The organism is Nonomuraea sp. NPDC048826 (assembly GCF_043198225.1).
Taxonomy (GTDB): domain Bacteria; phylum Actinomycetota; class Actinomycetes; order Streptosporangiales; family Streptosporangiaceae; genus Nonomuraea.
On the sequence record NZ_JBICUQ010000006.1, the window covers coordinates 291,590 to 310,028 of the forward strand.

The 18,439-nt window shown below is 72.6% G+C and carries 15 protein-coding genes; 6 read left to right on the plus strand and 9 right to left on the minus strand.

Translation table 11 applies throughout. From position 1 onward, the window contains the following. A partial coding sequence (locus tag ACGFI7_RS23145) for a glycosyl hydrolase family 18 protein (RefSeq protein WP_393407778.1) occupies window positions 1-1,258 on the plus strand: 1,258 nt, incomplete at its 5' end. A gap of 47 nt (window positions 1,259-1,305) precedes the next feature. Here the strand turns inward: ACGFI7_RS23145 and ACGFI7_RS23150 are convergent. The 3 genes from ACGFI7_RS23150 to ACGFI7_RS23160 form a co-directional block, all read right to left on the minus strand. Then, window positions 1,306-2,067, minus strand: a complete 762-nt coding sequence (locus ACGFI7_RS23150; protein ID WP_393407780.1) for a glycoside hydrolase family 16 protein — start codon at window positions 2,065-2,067, stop codon at window positions 1,306-1,308. Window positions 2,068-2,081: 14 nt separating this feature from the next. Beyond that, window positions 2,082-3,884: an ABC transporter ATP-binding protein gene (locus ACGFI7_RS23155; RefSeq protein ID WP_393407783.1), complete on the minus strand. Its 1,803-nt coding sequence runs from the start codon at window positions 3,882-3,884 to the stop codon at window positions 2,082-2,084. Between the two features lie 413 nt (window positions 3,885-4,297). Then, window positions 4,298-5,446 carry an MFS transporter gene (locus ACGFI7_RS23160; protein WP_393407785.1) on the minus strand — a complete coding sequence of 383 codons (1,149 nt, stop codon included), beginning with the start codon at window positions 5,444-5,446 and terminating at the stop codon, window positions 4,298-4,300. A gap of 199 nt (window positions 5,447-5,645) precedes the next feature. On the opposite strand from ACGFI7_RS23160, the gene ACGFI7_RS23165 reads away from it, so the two are divergent. The 5 genes from ACGFI7_RS23165 to ACGFI7_RS23185 all read left to right on the plus strand — a co-directional run bounded on the left by ACGFI7_RS23165 (window position 5,646) and on the right by ACGFI7_RS23185 (window position 11,335). Beyond that, a complete protein-coding gene (locus ACGFI7_RS23165) occupies window positions 5,646-7,538 on the plus strand; it encodes a PP2C family protein-serine/threonine phosphatase (protein WP_393407787.1) in 1,893 nt (630 codons plus the stop codon). Then, a complete protein-coding gene (locus tag ACGFI7_RS23170) occupies window positions 7,531-7,926 on the plus strand; it encodes an ATP-binding protein (protein ID WP_393407789.1) in 396 nt (131 codons plus the stop codon). The genes ACGFI7_RS23165 and ACGFI7_RS23170 overlap by 8 nt, the downstream gene beginning before the upstream one ends. A gap of 95 nt (window positions 7,927-8,021) precedes the next feature. Further along, on the plus strand, window positions 8,022-8,954 hold the full coding sequence (locus ACGFI7_RS23175) for a D-2-hydroxyacid dehydrogenase (RefSeq protein ID WP_393407792.1): 933 nt from the start codon (window positions 8,022-8,024) through the stop codon (window positions 8,952-8,954). Window positions 8,955-8,957: 3 nt separating this feature from the next. Beyond that, window positions 8,958-9,836, plus strand: a complete 879-nt coding sequence (locus ACGFI7_RS23180) for an alpha/beta fold hydrolase (RefSeq protein ID WP_393407795.1) — start codon at window positions 8,958-8,960, stop codon at window positions 9,834-9,836. Beyond that, window positions 9,833-11,335 carry a class I adenylate-forming enzyme family protein gene (locus tag ACGFI7_RS23185; RefSeq protein WP_393407797.1) on the plus strand — a complete coding sequence of 501 codons (1,503 nt, stop codon included), beginning with the start codon at window positions 9,833-9,835 and terminating at the stop codon, window positions 11,333-11,335. Before ACGFI7_RS23180 ends, ACGFI7_RS23185 begins: the two co-directional genes overlap by 4 nt. Window positions 11,336-11,372: 37 nt before the next feature. Here the strand turns inward: ACGFI7_RS23185 and ACGFI7_RS23190 are convergent, their stop codons facing one another. Genes ACGFI7_RS23190 through ACGFI7_RS23215 form a run of 6 tightly spaced genes read right to left on the minus strand, consistent with a single transcriptional unit; the run spans window position 11,373 to window position 18,344 of the window. Further along, window positions 11,373-12,593 carry an acetyl-CoA C-acetyltransferase gene (locus ACGFI7_RS23190; protein WP_393407800.1) on the minus strand — a complete coding sequence of 407 codons (1,221 nt, stop codon included), beginning with the start codon at window positions 12,591-12,593 and terminating at the stop codon, window positions 11,373-11,375. Beyond that, on the minus strand, window positions 12,590-13,735 hold the full coding sequence (locus ACGFI7_RS23195; protein WP_393407802.1) for an acyl-CoA dehydrogenase family protein: 1,146 nt from the start codon (window positions 13,733-13,735) through the stop codon (window positions 12,590-12,592). The genes ACGFI7_RS23190 and ACGFI7_RS23195 overlap by 4 nt, the downstream gene beginning before the upstream one ends. A gap of 19 nt (window positions 13,736-13,754) precedes the next feature. Next, window positions 13,755-14,474 carry an ABC transporter ATP-binding protein gene (locus ACGFI7_RS23200; RefSeq protein WP_393407805.1) on the minus strand — a complete coding sequence of 240 codons (720 nt, stop codon included), beginning with the start codon at window positions 14,472-14,474 and terminating at the stop codon, window positions 13,755-13,757. Next, entirely contained in the window at window positions 14,471-16,279 is a 1,809-nt protein-coding gene (locus tag ACGFI7_RS23205) for an ATP-binding cassette domain-containing protein (RefSeq protein WP_393407807.1), read from the minus strand. Before ACGFI7_RS23205 ends, ACGFI7_RS23200 begins: the two co-directional genes overlap by 4 nt. Window positions 16,280-16,284: 5 nt before the next feature. Beyond that, entirely contained in the window at window positions 16,285-17,142 is an 858-nt protein-coding gene (locus ACGFI7_RS23210) for a branched-chain amino acid ABC transporter permease (RefSeq protein ID WP_393407810.1), read from the minus strand. Then, entirely contained in the window at window positions 17,139-18,344 is a 1,206-nt protein-coding gene (locus ACGFI7_RS23215) for an ABC transporter substrate-binding protein (protein ID WP_393407812.1), read from the minus strand. Before ACGFI7_RS23215 ends, ACGFI7_RS23210 begins: the two co-directional genes overlap by 4 nt. Window positions 18,345-18,439 lie beyond the last annotated feature (95 nt).

An 18,439-nucleotide genomic window follows, 5' to 3' on the forward strand; every position in this document is an offset into this window, starting at 1 on the left:
CACCGGCACCAGCCACACCGACAGCGGACTCAGCGCCGACACCGCCTACACCTACACCGTCCGCGCCCGCGACGCCGCCGGCAACCGCTCCGCCGCCAGCACCGCCGTCACCGCCCGCACCTCCACCGGAGGCGGCGGAGGCGGGGACAAGGTCCTCGGCTACTTCGTCAACTGGGGCGTCTACCAGCGGAACTACCACGTCAAGAACATCGACACCAGCGGCTCGGCGGCCAAGCTCACGCACATCAACTACGCCTTCGGCGACGTGCGGAACGGCCAGTGCGCGCTCACCGACACCTACGCCGACTACGACCGCTTCTACAGCGCGGCCGAGAGCGTCGACGGCGTCGCCGACACCTGGGACACCGGCGCCCTGCGCGGCAACTTCAACCAGCTGCGCAAGCTCAAGCAGAAGCACCCGCACATCAAGGTGCTGTTCTCCTTCGGCGGCTGGACCCTGTCCGGCGGCTTCGGCCAGGCCGCCCAGAACCCGGCCGCGTTCGCCGAGTCCTGCTACCGCCTGGTCGAGGACCCGCGCTGGGCGGACGTGTTCGACGGCATCGACATCGACTGGGAGTACCCGAACGCCTGCGGCCTCAGCTGCGACACCAGCGGACCGGCCTCGTTCCGGAACCTGATGCAGGCGCTCCGGGCCCGGTTCGGCTCCGGCAACCTGGTGACCGCCGCCATCACGGCCGACGGCACGAACGGCGGCAAGATCGACGCCGCCGACTACGCGGGCGCCGCCCAGTACGCCGACTGGTACAACGTCATGACGTACGACTACTTCGGCGCCTTCGCGGCCCAGGGGCCGACCGCCCCGCACTCGCCGCTCACCTCCTACAGCGGCATCCCGACGCCGGGGTTCTACTCCGACGCCGCGATCCAGAAGCTGAAGAGCAAGGGCGTCCCGGCGAGCAAGCTGCTGCTCGGCATCGGCTTCTACGGCCGCGGCTGGACCGGCGTCAGCCAGGCGGCCCCGGGCGGCTCCGCCTCCGGCGCGGCCCCCGGCACCTACGAGGCGGGCATCGAGGACTACAAGGTGCTCAAGACCCGCTGCCCCGCCACCGGAACCGTCGCGGGCACCGCGTACGCGCACTGCGGCAACCAGTGGTGGAGCTACGACACGCCGGCCACGATCGGCGGCAAGATGGGCTACTCGAAGAACCAGGGCCTCGGTGGCGCGTTCTTCTGGGAGCTCAGCGGTGACACGACCAACGGGGAACTGATCACCGCGATGCGGAACGGCCTCCGCTGATCCGCGGCCGTTGACAGGGCCGGCTCCGCGATCCGGGGCCGGCCCTCTCACGTCCGGCGGTAGCCCCGCACGTAGTCGACGGTGAACTCCTTCGGGTACGGCCCCCGCTCGGGGCCGGGGAACTCGTAGATGTCGAGCATGAGCTGCATCGGATAGCCGGGCGACTGGGCGACGGTCCTGACGTGCTCGCCGTCGACGAAGAAGGCCACCTCGTCCGGGGTCCACTCGGCCGCGTAGGTGTGGAAGTCGCGGGCGTCGATGGGCAGCGTCTCGCGGGTGAAGTCGTCGGTGATCGCCGGGTCGCCGAACGGGTGCAGGCCCATGCCGACGCCTGTCGTGCCGGGGCCGACGTCCCGGCCGAAGATCTCGCAGACGCAGATCTCGGCCGAGCGTTCCGGCGCGTCCTCGTACCCGATCATCCAGAGCGCGCACATGGCGCGCGGGTCGTCGGTCACCTTGCCCCGCATCTCGATCAGGCCGTGGTGCGGGGTGTAGAGGCGGACGTCGTCCTGGGCCTCGCGGACCACGGCGGCGCCGCGCCCGTGCTGGCCGACGGTGCTGCCGACCGGGCCCGCGAACACGCCGGTCTGCAGGGACGACACGCGCAGCCCGCCCTCCAGCTCGGGGCTCCACGCCGGCTGGTCCTCCTCGATGAGCAGCCGCAGCCGACCGCCTCCGGTGCGGTAGCGGGCCGCCGACCGGTCGGCGGTGGTCCACTGCGGCAGGTAGCGGGCCACCCACTTGCCGCCGTCGAGCTCGGCGGCGTCGAACGTGTCCTCGAACTCCAGCTCGTAACCGTCTCGGCGCACCAGCCCACCGTACGTCAGAAGATCAGGAACTCGGCGCCCGCGGCCCAGCGCCTGAACTTGACCGGCCCGTGCGACGGCGCGGCGGGCTCCAGGTGGATCACGCGGGCGTCGTCCGGGACGTGCCGCAGGTCGTGGGTGATCATGATGGTGGTCCGGCCCGCCATCAGCCGGCGCAGCGGCTCCATCACCCGGGCGACCGTGTCCTCGTCCAGCCCGGTCATGGGCTCGTCCAGGACCAGCACCGGGGCGTCACGCAGGATCGCCCTGGCGATCGCCAGCCGCTGCCGCTGCCCGCCGGACAGCAGCCTGCCGCGCTGGCCCACCGAGGAGTCGTACCCGCGCGGCAGCGTCTTGACGAAGTCGTGCACCCCGGCCAGCTCGGCCGCCGCCAGCACCTCGTCGGGCGAGGCGTCCGGCCGCCCGTAGGCGATGTTGTCGCGGACCGAGCCGGCGAACAGCAGCGTCTCCTGGTGCAGGATCGTGACGTTGTCGCGGAGCGACTGCCGGGTCACGTCGCGGACGTCGATCCCGTCCAGCAGCACGGCCCCGGCCTGCGGGTCGTAGAACCGCAGCAGCAGCTTGGCCAGCGTCGACTTGCCCGCCCCGCTCGGCCCGGTGCACGCGACCAGCTCGCCCGGCTCGACGGTGAACGACAGGTCCACCAGCGTCGGCCGCCTGCGCCCCGGATAGGTGAAGGTGACGTGGTCGAACGCGATCACGCCGCGGGCGCGGCCGGGGATCGGCTCCGCGCCCGGCCGGTCGGTGACGGTGGGCTGGATCTTGAGCATCTCGATGACCCGGTCGGAGCCCGCCGCCGCCTCCGACACGGTGAGCGCGATCTCCCCCAGGCTCTGCACGGCCGGATAGAGCATGGCCAGGTAGGCGGCGAAGGCCAGCAGCCCGCCGAGCGTGAGCCGGCCGGTGGCGATCTCCCACGCGCCCACGCCCAGGATGACGATCAGGCAGATGGTCTCCATGACCTGCATCAGCGGTCCGTACACGCTCGACAGCCACGCCTGCCGCAGGTTCGCGCGGAGCCAGCCCCGCCCGGCGCGGTGCAGCCGCCGCGACTCGCTCGCCTCGCGGTTGTACGCGTGCACCAGCGCCTGGTTGGCCAGCCCCTCCTCGATGACGCTGTTCATGTCGCCGTTGCTGGCCCGCTCGGTCGCCGAGGCCGTCCTGAACCGGGACGCGAACACCTTCGAGGCGATCAGGAACGCCGGGAACAGCGCCATCGTCACCAGCGCCAGGTCCCACCGGATGAAGAACGCCGCCGCGGCGAAGAACACCGCGCTCGCCACCGTGGTCAGCAGCTTGACCAGCCCGGAGCCCATCATCTCCTCGATGGCCTCTATGTCGTCGGTCAGCCGGGCCATCAGGTCGCCCAGGCGGCGGTTCTCCGAGAAGTCAGGCGACAGCTTCTGCAGGTGGGCGAAGACCCGGTCGCGCAGCCGCAGCAGGAAGCGCTCGGCCCCCACCGCCGTCGTGTACGTGCCCGCGATCGACGCCCCCCCGGCCACGACCGCCAGCCCCAGCCACGCGCCCGCCGGCGTCCAGAAGGCGTCCATGTCGCGCGTGGTCAGCACCTCGTCGGTGATGTGCGCGAACAGCCGGATGGCCACCACCTCGCAGAGCGCGGCCAGCACGGCGAACACCACGCCCGCCGCGAAGAACCACCGCAACCCACGGGTGTCGGGCCAGAACTCCCGGAACGTACGACGCAGCGACACGGCCGGCGCGAGCGGCCCGCGCTCGCTCCGGTCGGCCAACCGGAGGGAGAGCCGGCGGTTGACCCGCCGGCTCTCCCGACTATCCATTACCACTCCCACCACCTGCGGTAGTAGTAGCAGCTACAGCAGCGATACCTGCGCCTTCGGCAGCACCGCCGCCTTCTTCCGCATCCACTCGTAAGAGCCATTTCTGCCTCCCCCGAATCGATCGAACCGTCTTTTTCGGACGGTAGCACCTATATGCCCTCAATTCACCAGAGAAACATCTGCAAAACCAGACTTGACCTGCCACGCCGGTCAAGTCTCCCGAACCTCGTTGAATGGTCAACACCTAGCAATTCGGGACCGCTGATGCGTTTCCCTTTTCTTCACGCGTACGGAAAGAATCCCACCGAACAAAATTCGGACCCTGGTACGGATGTGACGGCAGAGACGGAATGAATGATCCGCCTGTCCGGAAAAGGCGAGGGATCTACCTCAACGGACTGGAATGCTGGCCTTCAGGGGCTTTCTTGGCCCGCCGGGACCGTGCTTCGGTTGCGGGCGGCCGAGACCGTCACCGCGGCCAGCCCCGCCAATCCCGCGCCCGCCACGTACGGCAGCGCCGTGGCCGCGTCGAACAGGGCGCCCGCGCCTGCCGGGCCCGCGATGCGGGCGAAGGCGCCGGCCGACTGGCCGGTGCCGAGGCGGGCTCCGCGCCGATCGGGTGGGCCTGCGGCGGCGAGGAGGCTGGCCACGGTGGGGGTGACGAGGCCGTTGCCCGCCGACAGGACGCACACGGCCAGCAGGCACAGCCAGGCCGGGCCGGCGGGGACGACGGGCAGGCAGACCGCCATCACAACCGCCCCCGCCGCGGCCACGCGGGCGTCGCCCCACCGTCTGGCCAGCAGCGTCACGGGCCCCGCCTGGATCGCCGCCATGGACAGCCCGGCGGCGGCCATGGCGAGGCCGATGGCCTCGGGGCCCCAGCCGTACCGGTCCCTGCCGAGGAAGGCGAGCGTCGTCTCCATGCCGACGAACGCCGCCATGGTGAGGAAGCCCGTCCCGGCCAGGAGCAGCACCGCGCTCCCCTGGGGGCCGGTGCGGCCGGCGGCCTCCTGGTGCCGTTCCGGCTCGGGGAGCAGGAAGACCGCGGCGACCAGGTTGGCGGCGGCGAGGGCGGCGGCGGCGTACGCGGAGGCCTGGAACCCCCACGGGGCCAGGGCCGCGCCCAGTGCGGGACCGGCCACGAACGCCGTGCCGATGGCCATGCCGAGCCGGGCCATCGCGGCGGTGCGCCGGTCCTCCGGCACGGCGTCGGCGAGGTATGCCTGGGCGACCGAGATGCTCCCGCCGAAGGCCCCGGCCAGCGCTCTGGCGGCGACCAGCCAGGCCAGGGAGGTCGCGGCGCCGGACATGGCCAGCGACAGCGCCGAGCCGGCGAGCGCGATCAGCAGGACCGGGCGTCGTCCGTACCGGTCGGAGAGCCTGCCCAGCAGAGGCGCGGCCAGGAACTGCGCGACGGAGTAGGCGCTCACCGTGACCCCGTACCAGACGCCGGTGGCGCCCAGGTCGGCGGCGAAGAACGGCAGCGACGGCAGGATCACCGTGAACCCCAGCAGGTCGACGAAGACCGTGAGGGTGATCACGAGTTGGACCGGCCGCCGCATCGGCACTCCAAGGTGAGGGTCTGTATTCGGCGTGTCATGCTACAAGTCGTCACCATCGGTCTCTCCGACAGGACGGAGAGCGTCATTACGCTGGCAAGACCCTCTTATGGGTGATAGACAGCCTTATGCCGGGACAATCAACACGCCGCCGTCCGGCCGGGTCGGCATGATGTCTCCGGCGAGGTGGGGTGGCCGCGACATGGACGGTCCTGAACAACCGATGGAGCCCTCGCAGAACTACTTCGACCGCCTGGCCGACCTGGACGCGCGGCTGGGTCGGACCCGCGGCGATGACGCGATGGCGCTGGAGCGGGCCGCGGGCGTGCTGGCCGGGCGCACCTCGTGCCGGATCTCCGAGGCGCACGCCTACCTGCGCGGGCTCGCCGCCGACCAGGGGCGTGACGTGTTCGAGCTGGCCGCCGAGGTGCTGGTGGCGCTGGAGGGCCATGCCGAGGAGGGGCCGGAGCGGCTGCGCGCCACGGTGGCCTCGGCGCTGCGCCCGGTGCCCCGGCCGCGGCCGTCGCACCGGCCCCCGGAGGGGACGAGTGACTGGGCACGGGTCGCCCAGCAGGTCCTGGACGCGGTGGGCGGCAGCTTCACGGTGCTGGTGCCGATGCGGGGCGAGGACGGGCGCATCGAGGACTACCGGTTCATGGCCGCCGGTCCGGAGCTGGTGGACATCTCCGGGCGGCGCGGCGCGGAGATCGTCGGCCTGCGGCTCAGCGAGGTCTACCCGACGCTCGTGGGCGGGGTCGTGTGGGACGCCTGGGAGCGGTGTCTCGCCGACGGCATGCCGCGTCAGGTCGGCCCCATCCCGTACGTCAGCGTCGCGTCCAGGGCGCCGGCCGAGATGTCCATCTCGGTGCAGATCAGGCCGGTCGGCGGCGGGGTGATCAACAGCTGGGTGCGGCACGACGTGCAGACCCGCCTGGAGGACCGGGTCGCGCAGACCGAGCGGCTGGGCAACCTCGGCTGGGGCGAGTGGGACCTGGTCACCGGCGAGGTCTCCTGGTCGCCCGGCCTCTACCAGGTCTACGAACGCGACCCGGCGAGCGGGCCGCTCGCCCACGACCTGCTCGACACCTTCACGCTGCCGGAGGACGCGCCGGTCCGGGCCCAGGCGGCTGCGGACTTCGCCCGGGGCCGGACCGTCGATCTCACGTACCGGGCCAGGATCGGCGACCGGGTCAAGCACCTGCGCATGGTCGCCGACGCGGTGCGCGACTCCGAGGGCCGGCCGGCCAAGGTCTTCGGCATCATCCAGGACGTCACCACCCGCGAGACCACCCGGGCCGAGCTGGCCAGGATCGAGCAGGAGCTGCATGAGCACCGGCGCAACCTCGAGGTCGAGCACCGGCTCGCCGCCGAGCTCCAGCAGATCGTGCTGCCCATCCCGTCCGAGCCGATCGATCTGCCCCGGCTCCGGGTGGCGGTCCGCTATCTGCCGGCCGTGCAGGCGGAGCGGGTCGGCGGCGACTGGTACCACGCGGCCGTCGCGGGTGACGGCAGCGTGGTGCTCGCCATCGGCGACGTCGCGGGTCACGGGGTGCGCGCCGCGGCGTGCATGGCCCAGCTCCGGTACGCGCTGGCGGCGCTGGCCGTGACCACCACCAGCGAACCCGCCGAGCTGCTCGCCCACCTCAACCACCTGCTGTACGTGGGAGGCGCGGGGACGAGCACCGCCACCGCGGTGGTGGGCCGCTACCTGCCCGAGACCGGCGAGCTGCGCTGGTCCCAGGCCGGGCACCCGCCGCCGCTGCACGCCCGGGCCGGGCGTACTGTCGAGCTGGACCGACCGGACGGCCCGCTGCTCGGGGCCGTGCCGACCGCCGCCTACGGCACCGCCGCCGTCACCATCGAAGCGGGAGACCTGCTGCTGCTCTACACCGACGGCCTGGTCGAGCGCCGGGACAAGACGCTGCGCGAGGGGCTCGACCCCGTGATCGAGACCCTCGACCGGACCTCGGCCGAGGGCAGCAGGCAGCCGGTCGCCGACGTGATCACCCAGCTGCCCGAGGCCAACCCGCACGACGACACCTGCGTGCTGGCGGCCCGCCGGTTGCCCGTCCCGGCGGAGGGCGGCCATGGCTGAGGAACTGGAACCGCTGTTCAGCCGCGACTTCGACCGGGAGTCCCTGGTCACGCTGCGCCGGGAGGTGGAGCGCCGCAGCGAGGAGCAGGGGCTGGCCGGGCTGGCGCTGTACCGGTTCGTGGTGGCGGTCAACGAGATCACCACCAACGCGGTGCGGCACGGCGGCGGGCACGGCCGGCTGACCCTGTGGAAGGGCGACGACCGGCTCTTCTGCGAGGTCGCCGACCGGGGCCGCGGTCTGCCCTCCGGCCGCGAGTGGGCGCCGCCACCGCCCGCCACCAGCACCACCGGCCGCGGCCTGCTGCTGGCCAGGCATGGCGCCAGCCGGCTCAGCATCCGCAGCGACGGTGACGGCACCAGCGTCCTGCTGGAGATCACCTACTCCTGAGCGCCCCGAGCACCCTTCCGAGAGTCGAGTCTTTTCTTTTATTATAGTAATGATTCGACTTCAGGAGGGCGTACGGGGTGGGCAGGATCGGCACGGTGCACGCTTACGGCACATTCGCCATCGACGCCGTGGCAGGCGCGCCGGACGTGCTCCGGGACCGCGAGGTGGTGACCTGCCCCACGCCGGAGAGCTTCGCCCGCGAGCTGGACCGCGTCGAGGCCGTGCTGGGCTTCGGCATGCGGGTGCCCGACTGGTCCGCGGCCGGGCGGCTGCGGCTGGTCCACCTCGTCGGTTCCGGCGCCGACAGCATCCTGCCGGCGGCCGGACTGTCGCCGGACGTGCCGGTGGCCGCCGCCCGGGGGGTGTCCGCGCCGGCCATGGCCGAGTTCGCCGTGGCCATGCTCCTCGCCCTGGCCAAGCGGCTGCCCGAGGTGCTCGCCAGCCAGCGGTCGCGTACCTGGGAACGGCACCATCCCGTCCTGCTGTCCGGGAGCACCCTCCTGGTGGCGGGGGCGGGGCCGGTCGGGCGCGAGGTCGCCGTCCGGGCGCGGGCGCTGGGCATGACCGTGATCGGGGTGCGCGGCGAGCCCGTCCCGGTGCCGGAGTTCGACGAGACGCACCCCGCCGGGAGCTTCGCCGAGCTGGCCGGGCGGGCCGACGCCATCGTCCTGGCGGTCCCCGCGACGCCGCTGACCCGCCACCTGCTGGACGGGAAGGTCCTGGACCGGTGCCGCCCGTCGTGCCTGATCGTCAACGTCTCCCGCGGCGAGGTGGTGGACGAGCGCGAGCTGGCCGCCCGGCTGCGCGCGGGCTCGATCGGCGGCGCCGCGCTCGACGTGTTCGAGAAGGAGCCGCTGCCGCAGGACAGCCCGCTGTGGGACGCCCCCGGCGCCATCCTCACCCCGCACGTGTCGTGGAGCTCGCCCGGCTACACCCGCAAGGTGGTGGAGCTGTTCGCCCGCAACCTGGAGCGGGTCGAACGCGGCCAACCGGTGATCAACCCGGTCGACCTGGCGCGCGGGTACTGAGCCGTGGTCCCCTCCTGGTTCCGCGACGCGCTCGCCCGGCCCGCCGACACCGGCGAGATCACCGTCGGCGGGGTGCCCATCCGCTACCGGGCCTGGGGTCCCGCGGGCCGGCCCGGGGTCGTGTTCGTGCACGGCGGCGCGGCGCACGGCCGGTGGTGGGACCATCTCGCGCCGCTCTACGCCGACGGCCACCGCGTCGTCGCCCCGGACCTGGCCGGGCACGGCGACAGCGGCCACGCCCGGCGCTACAGCCACGACTCCTGGGCCGAGCAGGTGCTCGCGGCGGCGGACGACGCCGGGGTCGCGGGACCTCCGGTGCTGGTCGGGCACAGCATGGGCGGGCTGGTCTGCCTGCGCGCGGCGCTCTCGTACGGGCCGAGACTGGGCGGCGTGGTCTGCGTGGACTCGATCCTGCGCGAGGAGGACGACACCCCGGAGCACGTGCACCGGCGGCAGCGGGCGCTGCGCCGCCCGCGCCTCTACCCGAGCAGGGAGGAGGCGGTGGCGCGGTTCCACCCCATCCCGGAGGTCGGGCGGGCGCACCGGTTCATCGTCGAGCACCTGGCCGAGACCTCGGTCCGGGCCGTCGAGGGCGGCTGGACCTGGAAGTTCGACCCGCTGCTGTTCGGGCAGGCCTCGCTCACCATGGCCGAGCTGGCTCCGCCGGGCTGCCCGGTCGCGCTGCTCCGCGCCGAGGACGGGCTGCCCCCGCCGGGGATGACGGAGACGATGCGCCGGCGGCTGAACGCCTCGCTGCCGGTCGTGGAGATCGCCGGCTCCGGTCACCACGTCATGCTCGACCAGCCGCTGACCCTCGTGGCCGCGCTGGACGGGGTGTTCGCGGCGTGGGGCCTTCCGCTGAAGGGACGGCTGACGACATGACGGATCTCGACCTGCCGGAGCGGCTGCGGGCGGTCCTGGCCGTCGAGCCGGGCGCGCGGGCGCTGGAGCTGGACGGCCGGTGGTGCACCTGGGGCGACCTCGCCGCGGGCGCCCGCGCGCTGGACGAGCGGCTGCGCTCGATCGGGGCGCCGGAGGGCGCGCGGGTCGGCGTGGTGATGCGCAACCGGCCGGGCGTCGTCGGCGCGGTGCTCGGGGTGCTGGCCGGGCGGTACTGCGTCGTGTCGCTCAGCCACCTGGCGCCCGCCGAGTCGCTCGCCCGGGACGTCCGGGACCTGGACCTGGTGGCGGTGGTCGCCGACGCGGCCGACTGGGAGTCGGAGAGCCTGGTGGCGGCCGCCCGGTCGGCCGGCGTGCTCGGGCTCTCGGTGCCCGCGTACGAGCCGGGCGCCGTCGAGCTGGTCACCGGGTGCGCGCTGGACCCGGGGACGGTCGCCGCGCGAGCGCACCCCGGGGTGGCCGTCAACATGCTGACGAGCGGCACCACCGGCCCGCCCAAGCGCGTCCCGGTCGGCTACCGCAACCTGGCGGCCAGCTTCGCGGGGGCCGCGCACTACGAGTCGGGCAAGCCGTGGCGGCCCCGGCTCCGCTCCGGGGTGGCCGTCGTGGTCGCGCCCATCCTGCACACCAGCGGGCTGTTCCGGCTGCTGCTCAACCTGCTGGAAGGGCGGAGCGTGGCGATGCTGGAGCGGTTCACGGTCGACGGCCTGGTCCGGCTGGTCACCGCGTACGACCCTCGGCTGCTCGCGCTCACGCCCACCTCGATGCGGATGGTCCTGGACGCCGGGGTGGACCCGGGCGTGTTCGCCGGGGTCCGCGCGGTGGTGTGCGGCACCGCGCCGCTCCGGCCCGAGCTGGGCCGCCGGTTCGAGGCGGTCTACGACGTCGCGGTGCTGGTCACGTACGGGGCGACGGAGTTCGCGGGCGGGATCGCGGGCTGGACGATGAAGGACTGGGAACGCCACCGCGACGCCAAGCCCGGCAGCGTGGGCCGGATCCATCCGGGGGTCGACGTACGGGTGCGCGACCCCGAGACCGGCGAGCCGGTGCCGCCGGGCCAGGCCGGCCGGCTGGACGTGCGCACCGCGCAGTCGCCGGACCCGGACCGGTGGCAGGAGACCACCGACCTGGCGCGGGTCGACGAGGACGGCTTCCTGTGGGTGCTCGGCCGGACGGACGACGTGATCATCCGGGGCGGGTTCAAGGTGTCGGCGGGCGCGGTGGCCGAGGTCCTGAAGGACCATCCCTCGGTACGCGACGCCGCCGTGGTGGGCCTGCCCGACGTCCGGCTGGGTGAGGTGCCGGTCGCGGCCGTGGAGGTCGCCGACGGCGCCGCCTTCGACCCGGACGGGCTGGCGAGCTGGGCGCGCGGGAGGCTGACGCCCTACCAGGTGCCGGTCCGGTTCGTGGCGATGGAGGCGCTGCCCCGTACGCCGTCGTTGAAGGTGAGCCAGGAGCGCCTGAAGGAGCTGCTCGCCTGACGGTCTCCCCGGGGCCGGGGAGACCGTCAGGCGTGGCTCAGGCGATCCGCTCGAAGACGGCGGCGATGCCCTGGCCGCCGCCGATGCAGAGGGTGGCCAGGCCGTAGCGCTGCTCGCGGCGGTGCAGCTCGCGGGCGAGCGCGCCGACCATGCGGGTGCCGGTGGCGCCGACCGGGTGGCCGAGCGAGATGCCCGACCCGCGCGGGTTCGTGCGCTCCAGGTCCTTCTCGCCGAACCGCCACTCGCGCATGACCGCGAGCGCCTGGGCCGCGAACGCCTCGTTGAGCTCGATGAGGTCCATGTCGGCCAGCCGCAGCCCGGCCCGGTCCAGCGCGATCCCGGTGGCCGGGACCGGGCCGATGCCCATCCGGTGCGGCTCCACCGCGCCGATCCCCGACGACACCAGCCGCACCAGCGGCCGCAGCCCGAGTGCCTCCGCCCGGTCGGCGGTGGTGACGACGCAGAGCGCGGCGGCGTCGTTCTGGCCGCTGGCGTTGCCCGCGGTGACCGTCGCCTCCGGGTCGGCGGCGGCGCGGATGGGGCGCAGCCTGGCCAGCGACTCCAGGGTGGTGTCGGCGCGCGGGTGCTCGTCGCGGTCGACGGTCGTCTCGCCGCCCTTGACCGGGACCGTCACCGGGATGATCTCCTCGGCGCTCCGGCCGTCGCGCTGGGCCTCGACCGCCCGCTGGTGCGACAGCAGCGCGAGCGCGTCCTGCTCGGCGCGCGGGATCGCGTACTCGCGGCGCAGGTTCTCCGCCGTCTCCAGCATGCCGCCGGGCACCGGGTGGTGGCGGCCGCCCGCGGTGACCCGGCCGCGCTCCAGGCTGTCGTGCAGGGTGACCCCGCCCTGGCGGGCGCCCCATCGGACGTCGAAGGAGAAGTGGGCGGCGTTGCTCATGCTCTCCACGCCACCGGCGACGATCATGTCGGCGTTGCCCGTCTCGACCTCCCTGGCCGCGTACAGGATCGCCTGCAGGCCCGAGCCGCAGCGGCGGTCGACGGTGAGGCCTGGCACGGTGACGGGCAGCCCGGCGTCCATCGCGACCACCCGGCCGATGGCCGGGGCCTCGCTCGTCGGGTAGCAGTGGCCGAGCACGACGTCGTCGATCGCCTCCGGCGGGACGCCGGTGCGGGCGAGCAGCCCGCGCAGCGCCTGGGCGCCCAGCTCGGGAGCGGTGAGCGCCTTGAGCGCACCGCCGTAGCGGCCGATCGGCGTCCGCACCGGCTCGCAGATCACGACGTCACGGGATCCGGTCATCGGGCGGCCACCTCGCGCATCAGATTCCTGGCGATGATCAACTTCTGCACCTCGCTGGTCCCCTCGTAGATGCGGTAGAGCCGGGCGTCACGGTAGAAGCGCTCGACCGGCACCCCGTGCATGTAGCCGCTGCCGCCGTGGATCTGGACGGCGCGGTCGGCGACCCGACCGGCCATCTCGCTGCAGAACAACTTGGCGCTGGACGGGCCGATCCGCCGATCCGTGCCGTCATCGTAGGCGCGGGCGGCCGACAGCACGAGCGCGCGACCGGCCATCAGCTCGGTCTGCGAGTCCGCGATCATCGCCTGGACCTGCTGGAAGGTGCCGATCACGGCGCCTCCCTGCTTGGCCGATGCGGCGTACGCCACGCTCTCGTCGACCAGCCGCTGCGCCAGCCCGACGCAGCAGGCGGCGATGTGCAGCCGGCCCTTGGCCAGGGAGCGCATCGCGGCGGCGAACCCCTCGTTCTCCACCTCGCCGATCAGCCGGGAGGCGGGCACCCGGACGCCGTCGAAGGCGATCTCGCTGGTGTGGGAGCCGCGCTGCCCCATCTTCTTGTCCCTCGGGCCCACGGTCACCCCCGGCGTGGCGGTGTCCACGGCGAAGACCGAGATGCCCTTCGGGCCGGCCTCCCCGGTACGGGCGAACACCATGAGCAGGTCCGACCGGTCCGCGTTGGTGATGAACCGCTTGTGGCCGTCGATGACGTAGTCGTCGCCGTCGCGCACGGCGCGGGTGCGCAGGCCGCTCGGGTCGGACCCGGCCTCCGGCTCGGTCAGCGCGAAGGAGGCCACGCACTCCCCGGCCGCCATCCGCGGCAGGAACTCCGCCTTCTGCCGTTCGGTGCCGAAGTTGACCAGCACCTGGCCGGCGATGCCGTTGTTGGTGCCGAACATCGAGCGGAACGACGGGGTCGTGTAGCCCAGCTCCATGGCCAGGCGGGCGTCCTGCTCGGCGTCGCAGCCCAGGCCGCCGTGCTCCTCCGGGATGGTGTAGCCGAACAGCCCCATCTCCGCGGCGGCGGCCCGGATCCGCTCGGGGATCTCGTCGGTCTCCTCGATGACGTCCTCGGCGGGCACCACGACGTCGCGTACGAAGCTTCGCACGGTGCTCAAAACGGCGGCGAAGTCCCCGCTGTCCATGTGTCGTCTTCCTCTCTCGTCACCTGCCCATGCAGGCGTCCTTGATCCGTTCCAGGTCGTCGATCTCGGCCACGGGGGAGCTCACGACGACCTTGCCGACGTCGATCACCGTCACGTGGTCGGCGACCTCGACCGCGGCCTCGACCGCCTGCTCGACCAGCACGATCGCCAGGCCCGACGCCTTCAGCGCGGCCACCCTGGCCATCACCTCGGCCACCACCGACGGCGCGAGGCCGCCCGACGGCTCGTCGAGCATGAGCAGCCGCGGCCTGGCCATCAGGGCCTGCCCGATGGCCACCATCTGCTGCTGCCCGCCGGACAGCGAGCCCGCCGGGGACTCGCGCTTCTCGGCCAGGATCGGGAACAGCTCGTAGATCCGGGCCAGCTCGCCCTCCAGCGCGCGGCGCCGCAGGCCCAGGCTGTAGCCGCCGAGGAGCAGGTTCTCCTGTACGGACTGCTCGCGGAAGACCCGCTTGCCCTCCTGGACGTAGCTGATCCCCAGCTTGACCCGGGCGTGCGCGGGAACCTGGGCCAGCGGGCGGCCGTCGTAGACCAGCTCGCCGCCGTGCAGCGGGTTGAGCCCGGCGACGGCGCGCAGCGTGGTGGTCTTGCCCGAGCCGTTGCGGCCGAGCAGCGCGGTGACCTGGCCCGGCCTGGCCTCGAAGGAGACGTCCCAGACGGCCCGCAGGTCGCCGTAGCCGGTGGCCAGGTTGGTCACGGTCAGCAGGGCGTCGCTCATGCGCGTTCCTCCTTGCCGGTGGCGACCTGGTCGTCAGTCACGCCGAGGTACTCGTCGCGCACCCGCGGGTCGGCCTCGATCTCGGCGGGGGTGCCGGAGGCGAGCACGGAGCCGCGGGCCAGCACCACGATCTCGTCGGCCAGCGACAGCACCAGGCCGAAGTTGTGCTCGACCAGGATCACCGTGCAGCCCGCGTCGCGGATCCGGCGGATGAGCGCGGCCAGGGTCTCGACCTCGGTCTCGTCCAGTCCGGAGGCGACCTCGTCGAGCAGCAGCACCTTGGGCTCGGCGACCAGCGCCCGCGCGACCTCCAGCAGCCTGCGCATGCCGAGCGGCAGCGTGGCCGCCTCGGTGTCGGCCAGGTGGTCCAGCCCGACGAGGGCGAGCGCCTCGGCGGCCCGTTCCCGGTCGCGCCGCTGGGTCCCGCGGAAGCGCGGGGTGCGCAGGATCGCGCCGGCGAACGAGGCGGGCTCGGCGGTGTAGCGGCCCGAGGCCACCACGTCCCTGACGGTGATGCCGGGCGGGATCAGCGGCGTCTGGAACGTGCGCGCGACGCCCAGCCTGGCGATCCGGTGGGTCGCGGCCCTGCCGATCTCCTCGCCGTCCAGCGTGATCGTGCCGGAGTCCCTGCGGTAGTAGCCGCAGACGAGGTTGAGCAGCGTGGTCTTGCCCGAGCCGTTGGGGCCGATCAGCGCCGTGACCCGGCCGGGTTCGGCGCGCAGCGTCGCGTTCGCGAGCGCCTGGTTGCCGCCGAAGGCCTTGGCCACGCCGGTGACCTCCAGCGTACCGCCGGCGATGGGGGCGAGCTCGGTCCGCGTCCCCGCGGCGTCCGTCCCCAGCACGCCGGCGGCCCGGTCGAGCCTGGCGACCAGCTTGCGGGCCACGCCGGCCAGGCCGCCGTTCAGGAGCACGCCGCCGATCAGCAGGAACAGGCCGAAGAAGACCAGCGAGTACTCCTGGAAACTGGCCGACTGGGTGCTGCCGTACTCCACGACCCCCGCGCCGATCAGCGCACCGTAGACGCTGACCGAGCCGCCCAGGATGGACGCGGCCAGGGCGCCGGTCGCGACGTGGAAGGTGAAGGCGTCCAGCGACACGAACAGGTCCAGGTTGGCGAAGAGCGCGCCCGCGAGCCCGGCGGGGATCGCGCCGATCGCGTACCCGGCCAGCTTGGTGCGGAAGATGGACATGCCGACCGAGGACGCCAGCACCGGGCTCTGCTTGAGCACCTGGAAGGCGATCCCGTGCCGGGACGCCACGATGTTGCGGAAGGCCGCGAACCACGCGATGGCGACGGCGACCACGCAGAAGTAGAAGTGCTCGGGCATCAGCGGGAAGCCGAACAGGGTCGCGGGCGGGATGCCCGACAGGCCGTGCGCCCCGCCGGTGTGGTCCTCCAGGATCGTCACCACGTCCGGGACGAGCAGCACCAGGAAGAACGAGGTCATGGCCAGCGACCAGGAGCCCAGCCGGAGCCCGGGGATGCCGGTGAGGATCCCGACGAGCAGCGCCGCCAGCCCCGCCGCGACCAGGTGGACCAGCAGGTCGGTGGTCCCGGCCTTGGACAGGATGGCGGCCGTGTAGGCGCCGGCCGCGTACATGGCCACCTGCCCGATGGCGAGCTGGCCGGCGTACCCGAGCGAGAGGTTCAGGCCGCTGACGATCAGCGCCATGATGAGCGTCAGCTCCACCTGCCGGGTCAGCCCGTAGTCCGCGCCCAGGAACGGCAGCACCAGCAGCAGGGCTCCCAGCAGCGCCGGATACACCCACGAAGGCACCGCCCGCAGGGCAGCCCACGCCTTCATCGTCGTCACACCACCCGTTCCTGGACCTTGCCGAACAGCCCGGTGGGCCGGATCATCAGCACCAGCAGGAGGATCGCGAAGACGCTCAGGTTGCTGAACTCCGAGCCGAGGTAGCGGGCCGCGTGCTCCTCCACCAGCCCGACGGTGAAGCCGCCGGCCAGGCCGCCGTAGAAGCTGCCGAAGCCGCCGATCGCCAGTGCCACGAAGCCCTTGAGCGCCAGCGCCGAGCCGAGCGTGGCGACGGCGAACGTCTTGGGGCCGATGAAGAAGCCCATCAGCCCGGCGAGCAGCCCGGTGACCGCGAACGCGGCGAAGGCCAGCATCCGCACGTTGACCCCGCGCAGCACGGCCGCCTCCGCGTCCTGCGACATCGCCACCACGGCCAGGCCGTTGAGCCGCCTGCGGGTGTACAGGTGGATGCCCACGACGAGCAGCACGGCCATGACGACCAGGCCGATCTCGAAGCTGTAGACCCGGCCGCCGGCGAGCGTGAACGCCTCCTTCGAGCCGATGAACGGCACGTCGAGCGGCTGCGTCCCCCAGATGAGCTGGGCCAGGCCCGTCAGGACCGTGCCGAAACCCAGCGTGGTGATCAGCTGGGTCTGGTGGTCCGCGACGGGCCTGACCGCGATGCGCTCCTCGATGGCGGCGATCACCATGACGACGACCATCGCCAGGAGGATGACGGCGACCGCCGGGAGCCCGAACGTGACGTGGCCGGTGTAGGCGACGAACGCGCCGATCATCATCAGCTGGGCCTGCGCGAAGTTGAACGACCGCGAGGCCACGAAGACGATGTTGTAACCGATGGCCACGAGCGCGTAGACGGCTCCCAGCGACAGCCCTGCGTAGATCAGCGTCACGTGGACGCGCCCATCTGGCCGTTGACGATCGGGGCCGGAGCCACGAACTTGTGCGTGCCGCGGGGCAGCTTGGGCTCGTGCGAGTCCGCCGAGTACGGGTAGCTCCCGTAGACCGCGGTGCCCGCGTTGCCGTTGACCTGCGGGTCCTCCAGCGCCTTGGCGATGGCCGCGGCGTCGGTGCTGCCGGCGCTCTTGGCCCCGGCGGCGATGAGCAGGACTCCGTCGTACCCGAGGACGTTGACCATGGCGCCCTTGATGCCGCCCAGCGCCTTCATCTTCTCGACGGCCTTGTTCGTGGCCTCCGCCGCCTGGTCGTAGACCGTGGCCGCGTTCACCTCGATCTTGAGGTTCTTGACCTCGGGCGAGCCGAGCAGGCCGTCCGGCGGGTCCTGGGTGACCAGCGGGGTCGAGGCGACCGACGTCTCGCCCAGCAGCGGGACGTCCCAGCCCAGCTTGGTGATGCCCTTGAGCACGTAGCCGGTGGGGGCGCCGTAGGCGTTGAAGACGACCACGTCGGGGTCGGCGTCGCGGAGCGCGGAGATCTGGGCGGTCATGTCGAGCGCGGCGGAGTCGTACTCGATGGTGCCGACGACCTCGTAGTTGTTCTCCTTGAACACCTTCTCGGCCAGCTCACCGAACGACTTGGCGTACGGTGAGTTGCCGTGCAGGATGCCGATCTTCTTGTAGCCGTTGGCCTCGAACTCCGGCAGGTAGTCCTCGACCACCACCCGGGGGGAGGCGGCCAGGTTGAAGGCCAGCGGGTGCTGCTTGGGGTCCGCCGTCTCGTCGAGGTTGGCGGAGTTCATGAACAGGATCTTGTTCTGGTTCAGGATCGGCGCGACCGCCGAGCTGACCTGGGTGCCCGCCGTGACGATGTAGGCGTCCGGCTTCTCCTTGGCGAGCTGCGCGCGCAGCCCGGACACCGCCTTGGTCGGGTTGGCGTTGTCCTGCGACTCGATGAGCTTGACCTGACGCCCGTTGATCCCGCCGGACTCGTTGACCGTCTCGACCGCGGCCTTGACCGAGTTCACGCCGGTGATGAGCTGGTCGGTGACGGGGCCCGCGTCGCTGCCGGCACTCACCATGATCACGTACGGGGCGTCAGCCGCCCCTGTTGTCCCGGCGTCCTCGGCGGCGCCACACGCCGGGAGCGCGAGCAGGGCGATCGCCAGCGCCGCCCACCTCGCCCGTCGGCCCTTCATTGCATCAATCCAATCTTATCTATGATTGAATCCTAGTAAGAGAAGGCTGGCACAAGGCCCTCTCCATTGGCAATGGGGAACGGTGAAAATCCCCC